This window comes from Micromonospora trifolii (assembly GCF_022229005.1).
Taxonomy (GTDB): domain Bacteria; phylum Actinomycetota; class Actinomycetes; order Mycobacteriales; family Micromonosporaceae; genus Micromonospora; species Micromonospora trifolii.
In genome coordinates, this window is record NZ_JAKKFD010000028.1 from 81,548 (window position 1) to 88,062 (window position 6,515).

Annotated in this window: 5 protein-coding genes; 4 read left to right on the forward strand and 1 reads right to left on the reverse strand. The window is 73.9% G+C overall.

The genetic code is table 11. The features are described 5' to 3' along the window. Positions 1-225 precede the first annotated feature (225 nt). The 4 genes from NIE79_RS19015 to NIE79_RS19030 all read left to right on the forward strand — a co-directional run bounded on the left by NIE79_RS19015 (position 226) and on the right by NIE79_RS19030 (position 5,717). Positions 226-2,709, forward strand: a complete 2,484-nt coding sequence (locus NIE79_RS19015) for an ATP-binding protein (RefSeq protein WP_238679837.1) — start codon at positions 226-228, stop codon at positions 2,707-2,709. 85 nt (positions 2,710-2,794) lie between these two features. Further along, positions 2,795-3,352: a peptide deformylase gene (gene def / locus NIE79_RS19020; RefSeq protein ID WP_112584591.1), complete on the forward strand. Its 558-nt coding sequence runs from the start codon at positions 2,795-2,797 to the stop codon at positions 3,350-3,352. 5 nt (positions 3,353-3,357) lie between these two features. Next, positions 3,358-4,284, forward strand: coding sequence for a methionyl-tRNA formyltransferase (gene fmt / locus NIE79_RS19025; RefSeq protein WP_238679838.1), 927 nt, complete (start codon positions 3,358-3,360; stop codon positions 4,282-4,284). Then, the gene (locus NIE79_RS19030) at positions 4,239-5,717 is read left to right on the forward strand and encodes an RsmB/NOP family class I SAM-dependent RNA methyltransferase (RefSeq protein WP_274524325.1); all 1,479 of its coding nucleotides are present in this window, start codon (positions 4,239-4,241) and stop codon (positions 5,715-5,717) included. The genes fmt and NIE79_RS19030 overlap by 46 nt, the downstream gene beginning before the upstream one ends. A gap of 105 nt (positions 5,718-5,822) precedes the next feature. Here the strand turns inward: NIE79_RS19030 and NIE79_RS19035 are convergent. Then, on the reverse strand, positions 5,823-6,515 hold a 693-nt coding region (locus NIE79_RS19035), incomplete at its 5' end, for a septum formation family protein (RefSeq protein WP_238679840.1).

Consider the following 6,515-nt stretch of genomic DNA (forward strand, 5'->3'; position numbering starts at 1 on the left):
CCCAGGGATCGTGGAGCGGGCCGAGCCCGCACCAGGACGGTGGCAGGGGCATCGACGCCACGGGGCGGATCCTGGACGGGGCTGGACACCGTTGGACACCGCCGGACGGGGGAACGGTCCGCAGTGGAACTGTCATACATTGGCAGCCGTCTATCGAGTGGCGCCGACCCGGAATTACCCTGCCCCTGCGTCTCCGGGGGGCCGGATGACGGGGGTGGGGGTCGCATGTCTGAGCAGTGGGTACCTTCCGGCACTCATCAGACGTCACATGGGTCACCAGAGCTGGCCCGCGCCGGCACCCAGGCGCAGACACTGCCCGAGTTGGCCGGGTTGCTGCGCCAGCTGCGCCGCCGCGAAGCCCGGCAGCAGGGCGAGACCCTGCTGACATACCGGCAGTTGGCCGCGAAGACCGGCTGGTCGCGCGGGATCATCGGGGAGTACTTCGCCGGCAACATCCTGCCGCCGCCGGAGCGGTTCGACGCCCTCATCCGGCTGCTCGGGGCCACCCCCGCCGAGCAGGGGGTGCTGGCCACCGCGCGGGACCGGGTCGAGGAGCGGCGTCGACGCCCGAACCGCGACCACGCCACCACCGGACGGGCGGTGGCGCGGGTCCGGGCCGGCGGCCCACGTGCCGGCGCCACGTCCCCCCGGTTCCCGATTCCCCGCCAACTGCCCCCGGCGCTGCCCGGGTTCGTCGGGCGTGCGGCCCAACTCGCTCAGCTCGATGCCGAATGCGCTCGCGCCGTGGCGCCCGGGGACGATGGCGTGGCGTCGGTCACCGTCATGACGTTGTCCGGTACGGCCGGGGTCGGCAAGACGACCCTCGCCGTCAACTTCGCGCACCGGGTCGCCGATCGCTTCCCGGACGGCCAGCTCTACGTCGACCTGCGCGGGTTCGACGCCACCGCAACGGTGGTGACGGCCGCCGAGGCGGTCCGAGGCTTCCTGGAGGCCCTTGAAGTACCACCCGAACGCATCCCGACCCACCTGCCCGCCCAGGTGGGCCTCTACCGCAGCCTGCTCGCCGGCCGCCGGATGCTGGTGCTGCTGGACAACGCCCGCGACACCGACCAGATCAGGCCCCTGCTGGTCGGCAGCCCGAACTGCCTGGTTCTGGTCACCAGCCGCAACCGGCTCGCCGGCCTGATCGCCGCCGAAGGAGCCCGGCCGATCGGCGTCGACCTGCTCAGCACCGCCGAGGCCTGGCAACTGTTGGCCCGGCGACTCGGCATGGACCGGTTGGCGGCCGAGCCGCAGGCGGTGGACGAGATCATCGAGCGGTGCGCGCGGCTGCCACTGGCGCTGGCCGTGCTCGCCGCGAGAGGTGCGGAGAAGCCGACGTTCCCGCTGGCCACCCTCGCGGCCGAACTCCGGGCGGCACCGCGACCACTCGACTCGTTCGACGGAGGGGACGCCGGCACCGACGTGCAGGGCGTCTTCTCCTGGTCGTACCGGAGCCTGACCCCGGCGGCGGCCCGCCTGTTCCGGCTCTTCGGCTGCCATCCCGGACCTGACATCGGGTTCGCCGCGGCGGCCAGCCTGGCCGGGCTGCCCCGGGCCCAGGTGCCCCGACTGCTCGCCGAGCTGGCCCACGCGCATCTCGTCACCGAGCACGCCCCCGGCCGGTTCGGCGCGCACGACCTGCTCCGGGCGTACGCGGCCGAGCAGGTCGAACGTCTCGAACCGGAGCAGGCCCGGCGGGCCGCGATCCGGCGTGGGCTGGACCACTACCTGCACACCGCGCACGCGGCGGCGCTGCTGCTGCAACCGGGTCGCGACCCGGTCACCCTCACCGCCGCCGCACCGGGTGTGCTGCCCGAGGAGATCACCGACCTCGGTCAGGCGCTCGCCTGGTTCAGCGTCGAGTATCCGGTGCTGCTGGCGGCGGTCGCCCACGCGAGGCGGGCCGGGTTCGACGGCCATGCGTGGCAGCTGGCCTGGACACTGGTGGACTTCCTGCAGCGCCGGGGGCGGTGGCCGGACCTGGCCGTGGCCCAGCGCAACGCCCTGGCCGGGGCGCAGCGCGCCGGCGACCGACCAGGGCAGGCGAACGCCCACCGTGACCTCGCCCGGGTGCTGTCCCGGCTGGGTCGGGTGAACGAGGCGGCGCGGAACTACCGGCAAGCCCTGGTGATCTTCGCGGAGCTGGGTGACCACACCGGGCAGGCGCGCACCCACCGGGCGTTCGGCGCGATGCTCGACGGGCTCGGCCGGCACGCCGAGTCTCTGGAACAGAGCGAGCGGGCGCTGGCGCTGTATCGGGCCGCCGGACACGTCGCCGGGGAGGCCAGCGCCCGCAACGCGGTGGGGTGGGCGTACGCCCAGATCGGCCGGTACGAGCCAGCGCTCGGGCACTGCCGGGAGGCGTTGGCGCTGCTGCGGACGACAGGCGACCGGCACGGTGAGGCGAACACCTGGGACAGCCTCGGCTTCATCCACGCCCGGTTGGCCGACCACCGGGCGGCGATCAGCTGTTTCCAGCGGGCCCTCGGGCTGTACCGGCGGGTCAGCGACCGCTACGACGAGGCGGACACCCTGTCCCGGCTCGGCGAGAGTCGACAGGCGGTGGGGGATGCGGCCGGCGCCGCGCGTACCTGGCGGCGGGCCCTGGGCATCCTCGACGATCTCGGCCACCCGGACGCCGAGCGGGTGCGGGAGCTGTTGGCCGGGGAACTCGCCGGTGACGCTGGGCACACCGGCGGTGGTTGAGCGAGGTGCGCCGCCCGGCGCCCGGCCGGGCACTCCGTAGACTGGTACGGCACCGCTCGTCCACCCGAAGAAGGAGCCGTCCCGCGTGACCGTCCAGCCCATCCGTCTGTTTGGGGATCCGGTGCTGCGCACGCCGGCCGATCCGGTCGTCGACTTCGACGCCGAGCTACGTCGGCTCGTCGCCGACCTCACCGACACGATGCGTGAGCAGAACGGCGCCGGCCTTGCCGCGCCGCAGCTCGGTGTGAGCCTGCGGGTGTTCACCTTCGACGTCGACGACGTCCTCGGGCACCTGATCAACCCGGTGCTGGAGTTCCCCGACGAGGAGGAGCAGGACGGCCCGGAGGGCTGCCTGTCCATCCCCGGGCTCTACTTCGACACCAAGCGTCGGCAGAACGTCGTCGCCAAGGGCTTCAGCTCGTTCGGCGACCCGATGCAGATCGTCGGCACCGGCCTGATGGCGCGCTGCGTGCAGCACGAGACCGACCACCTCGACGGTGTGCTCTTCCTGGACCGACTGGACCCGGAGGGGCGCAAGGAAGCCATGAAGGCGATCCGCCAGGCCGAGTGGTACGACGCCTCGGCCCCGCCCACTGTCAAGCTCAGCCCGCACATCAGCGACCCCTTCGGTCTGGGGCGCTGACCCGGATGCGCGTGATCTTCGCCGGTACGCCGGCCGTCGCCGTTCCCGCCCTGGCCGCTGTCGCCGCCTCCCGACACGAGCTGGTGGCCGTGGTCACCCGGCCCGACGCGCCCGCCGGTCGCGGACGGGGTCTGTCCCGCTCCCCGGTCGGCGCGTGGGCCGACGAGCACGGCGTCGAGGTGCTCACGCCGGCCCGCCCCCGCGAGCCGGAGTTCCTCGACCGGCTGCGCGAGCTGGAGCCGGCCTGCGTGCCGGTGGTCGCCTACGGCGCGCTGGTGCCGCCGGCGGCTCTGGAGATCCCCCGGCACGGCTGGATCAACCTGCACTTCTCGCTGCTGCCCGCGTGGCGTGGCGCCGCACCCGTGCAGCACGCCGTGCTGCACGGTGACGAGCTGACCGGGGCCAGCGTCTTCCAGCTGGAGGAGGGCCTGGACACCGGCCCGGTCTACGGCACGCTGACCGACGAGATCCGCGCCGCCGACACCTCCGGGGACCTGCTGGGGCGGCTCGCCGATTCCGGCGCCGGGCTGCTGGTGGCGGTGCTCGACGCGATCGACGACGGCACCGCCCGCGCCGAGCCTCAGCCGGCCGACGGGGTGTCGCTGGCGCCGAAGCTGACGGTGGACGACGCGCGGGTGCGCTGGACCGACCCGGCCTTCGCCGTGGATCGGCGGATCCGGGCCTGCACGCCCGCGCCGGGCGGCTGGACCACGTTCCGCGACGAGCGGGTGAAGCTCGGCCCGGTCGTCCCGGTGCCGGACGGCCCCGAGCTCAAGCCGGGGGAGTTGCTGGTGGAGAAGTCCCGGGTGCTGGTCGGCACGGCGACAGTGCCGGTACGTCTCGGCGAGGTCCGCGCCGCGGGCAAGCGGGCGATGGACGCTACCGACTGGGCGCGCGGCGTCCGGGTCGGCACTGGAGAGGACTTCGCGTGACGGCACCGGAGGGAACCCGACCGACGCGCTCCGGCCCGTCGACCGGCCGTGGCGGGGATCGCCGCCCGGTCCGACCACCGCTGGACCGACCGCGCCGCGCCGCCTACGAGGCGGTGGCGGCGGTGCACCGGGACGACGCGTTCGCCAACCTGGTGCTGCCCATCATCCTGCGGGAGGAGGGGCTGTTCGGTCGGGACGCGGCCTTCGCCACCGAGCTGACCTACGGCACCCTGCGCCACCTGGGCACGTTGGACGCGATCCTGACCGACGCGGCCGGCCGGGACGTGGCCCGGATCGACCCGCCGGTACGCGACGCGCTGCGGCTCGGGGCGTACCAACTGCTGCACACCCGGGTGCCGGCGCACGCCGCGGTCTCGTCGACTGTGGACCTGGTCCGTTCGGTCGCACCGGGCGCTACCGGTTTCGCCAACGCGGTGCTGCGCGAGGTGTCCAGCCGTGACGCGGACGCCTGGGTGGCGAAGCTCGCCCCACCGATGGAGACCGACCCGGTCGGGCACCTCGCGTTGGCGTACAGCCACCCGCAGTGGATCGTGCGGGCCTTCTCCGAGGCGCTCGGCGGCGATCTGGGTGAGACGGAGCGCCTCCTGATCGAGGACAATGAGCGTCCGCCGGTGCACCTGTGTGCCCGGCCCGGGCTGATCGACCCGGTCGAGCTGGCCGACCAGGTCGGCGGTGCGCCAGGTGCCTTCTCGCCGTACGCCGTCTATCTTCCCGGCGGGTCGCCGGGCGACATCCCGGCGGTGGTCGACGGCCGGGCCCACGTCCAGGACGAGGGCTCCCAGTTGGTGGCCACCGCGCTCGCCGACGCGCCGTTGGACGGCCCGGACGGGCGTTGGCTGGACCTGTGCGCCGGCCCGGGCGGCAAGGCCGGGTTGCTCGGCGCGCTGGCCGCGCAGCGGGGTGCCCGGGTGACGGCGGTGGAGGTCGCCGAGCACCGGGCCCGGCTGGTCTCCCTGGCGACCCGGGACCTGCCGGTGGCCGTGCTGACCATGGACGGCCGTGAGGTCGGCGGCGACCCGAAGCTGCCGGAGCAGCACTTCGACCGGGTGCTGGTCGACGCGCCGTGCACCGGGCTGGGGTCGCTGCGTCGTCGGCCGGAGTCGCGTTGGCGTCGCCAACCGTCCGACCTGCCGCCGCTGACCCGGCTGCAACGGGAACTGCTCGGCGCGGCGCTGCGGGCGGTTCGCCCGGGTGGTCTGGTCGCCTATGTCACCTGTTCGCCGCACACCGTCGAGACGCACGTGACGGTGACCGAGGCGGCCCGCCGTAGCGGGGTTGCCGTCGACTTCGTGGACGCCCGCCCGCTGCTGCCGGCCGGCATGCCCGGTCTCGGCGACGGACCGACAGTGCAGCTCTGGCCGCACCGCCACGGCACCGACGCGATGTTCCTCGCCGTCCTGCGCCGAGGCTGACCCGTTCCACGCGTCCGGCCGGTCGGTGACCCGGCTGGCCGGACGCAACGCCGCCGGTCGTCGTCCGGGCCCGCCGGAGGCCGGCCAGTCCTTGTGAAACAGGCCCTAGGTGACCGGAAGGCCCTTGGTGCCGGCGTTCCTCATCGAGCGGGTCAGGTTCCGGTCGGAGATCCAGAGGAAGCACTGCACGCCCCGGTTCCCGTTGCGCCACTCCTCCTCGTACGGCTGGTAGTAGATCGTGCCGGCGCGGAAGTCGAGCTGGGAGTTGTCCGGAACCCTGGCGTACTTGGCGATCATCGTCTGGCAGGCCCGGTGGGTCCGCTTGGTGCTGCGGGTGAACTCGGCGTAGCTGGTGTCCGGCGCCTGCCAGACGCCGACGAACTCGGCGTGGTGCTTGGCGGTGCAGGAGACCGGCGCCATCTCGTCGATGTCGTCCTTGACCATCTTCGGGTTGAAGCAGCGGTACGCCAGCGGGGCCGCTCCGGAGAGCGCGCCCCGAAGGCTGCCGGTGCGCAGGTCGACAGCGGTGTCGTCGATGCTGGCGATCTCGGTGACGTCGCAGCGGTACCAGCGGGCCCCGCCCGACCAGGCCTGCGGCGACGGCAGCACGACGGTCAGGCCGAGCCGCCCGGAACGCCAGTCGGCTCCCACCGCCTTGTTGACCGCCGTGTCACACCCGGTCTGCGCGGCCCGCATGCCGGCCGAGCCGGGCTGCGGGGGCGTAGCGCCCTCGGCGCCCGGGCCGGTGAGGGTGCCGACGTGCATGGTCTCCACCCGGTGCGCCTCGGTGCACGCCGT

Coding starts and splice junctions, on each gene's coding strand:
- NIE79_RS19015 (WP_238679837.1), top strand. CDS start 226: ATGTCTGAGCAGTGGGTACCTTCCGGCACTCATCAGACGTCACATGGG.
- fmt (WP_238679838.1), top strand. CDS start 3,358: ATGCGCGTGATCTTCGCCGGTACGCCGGCCGTCGCCGTTCCCGCCCTG.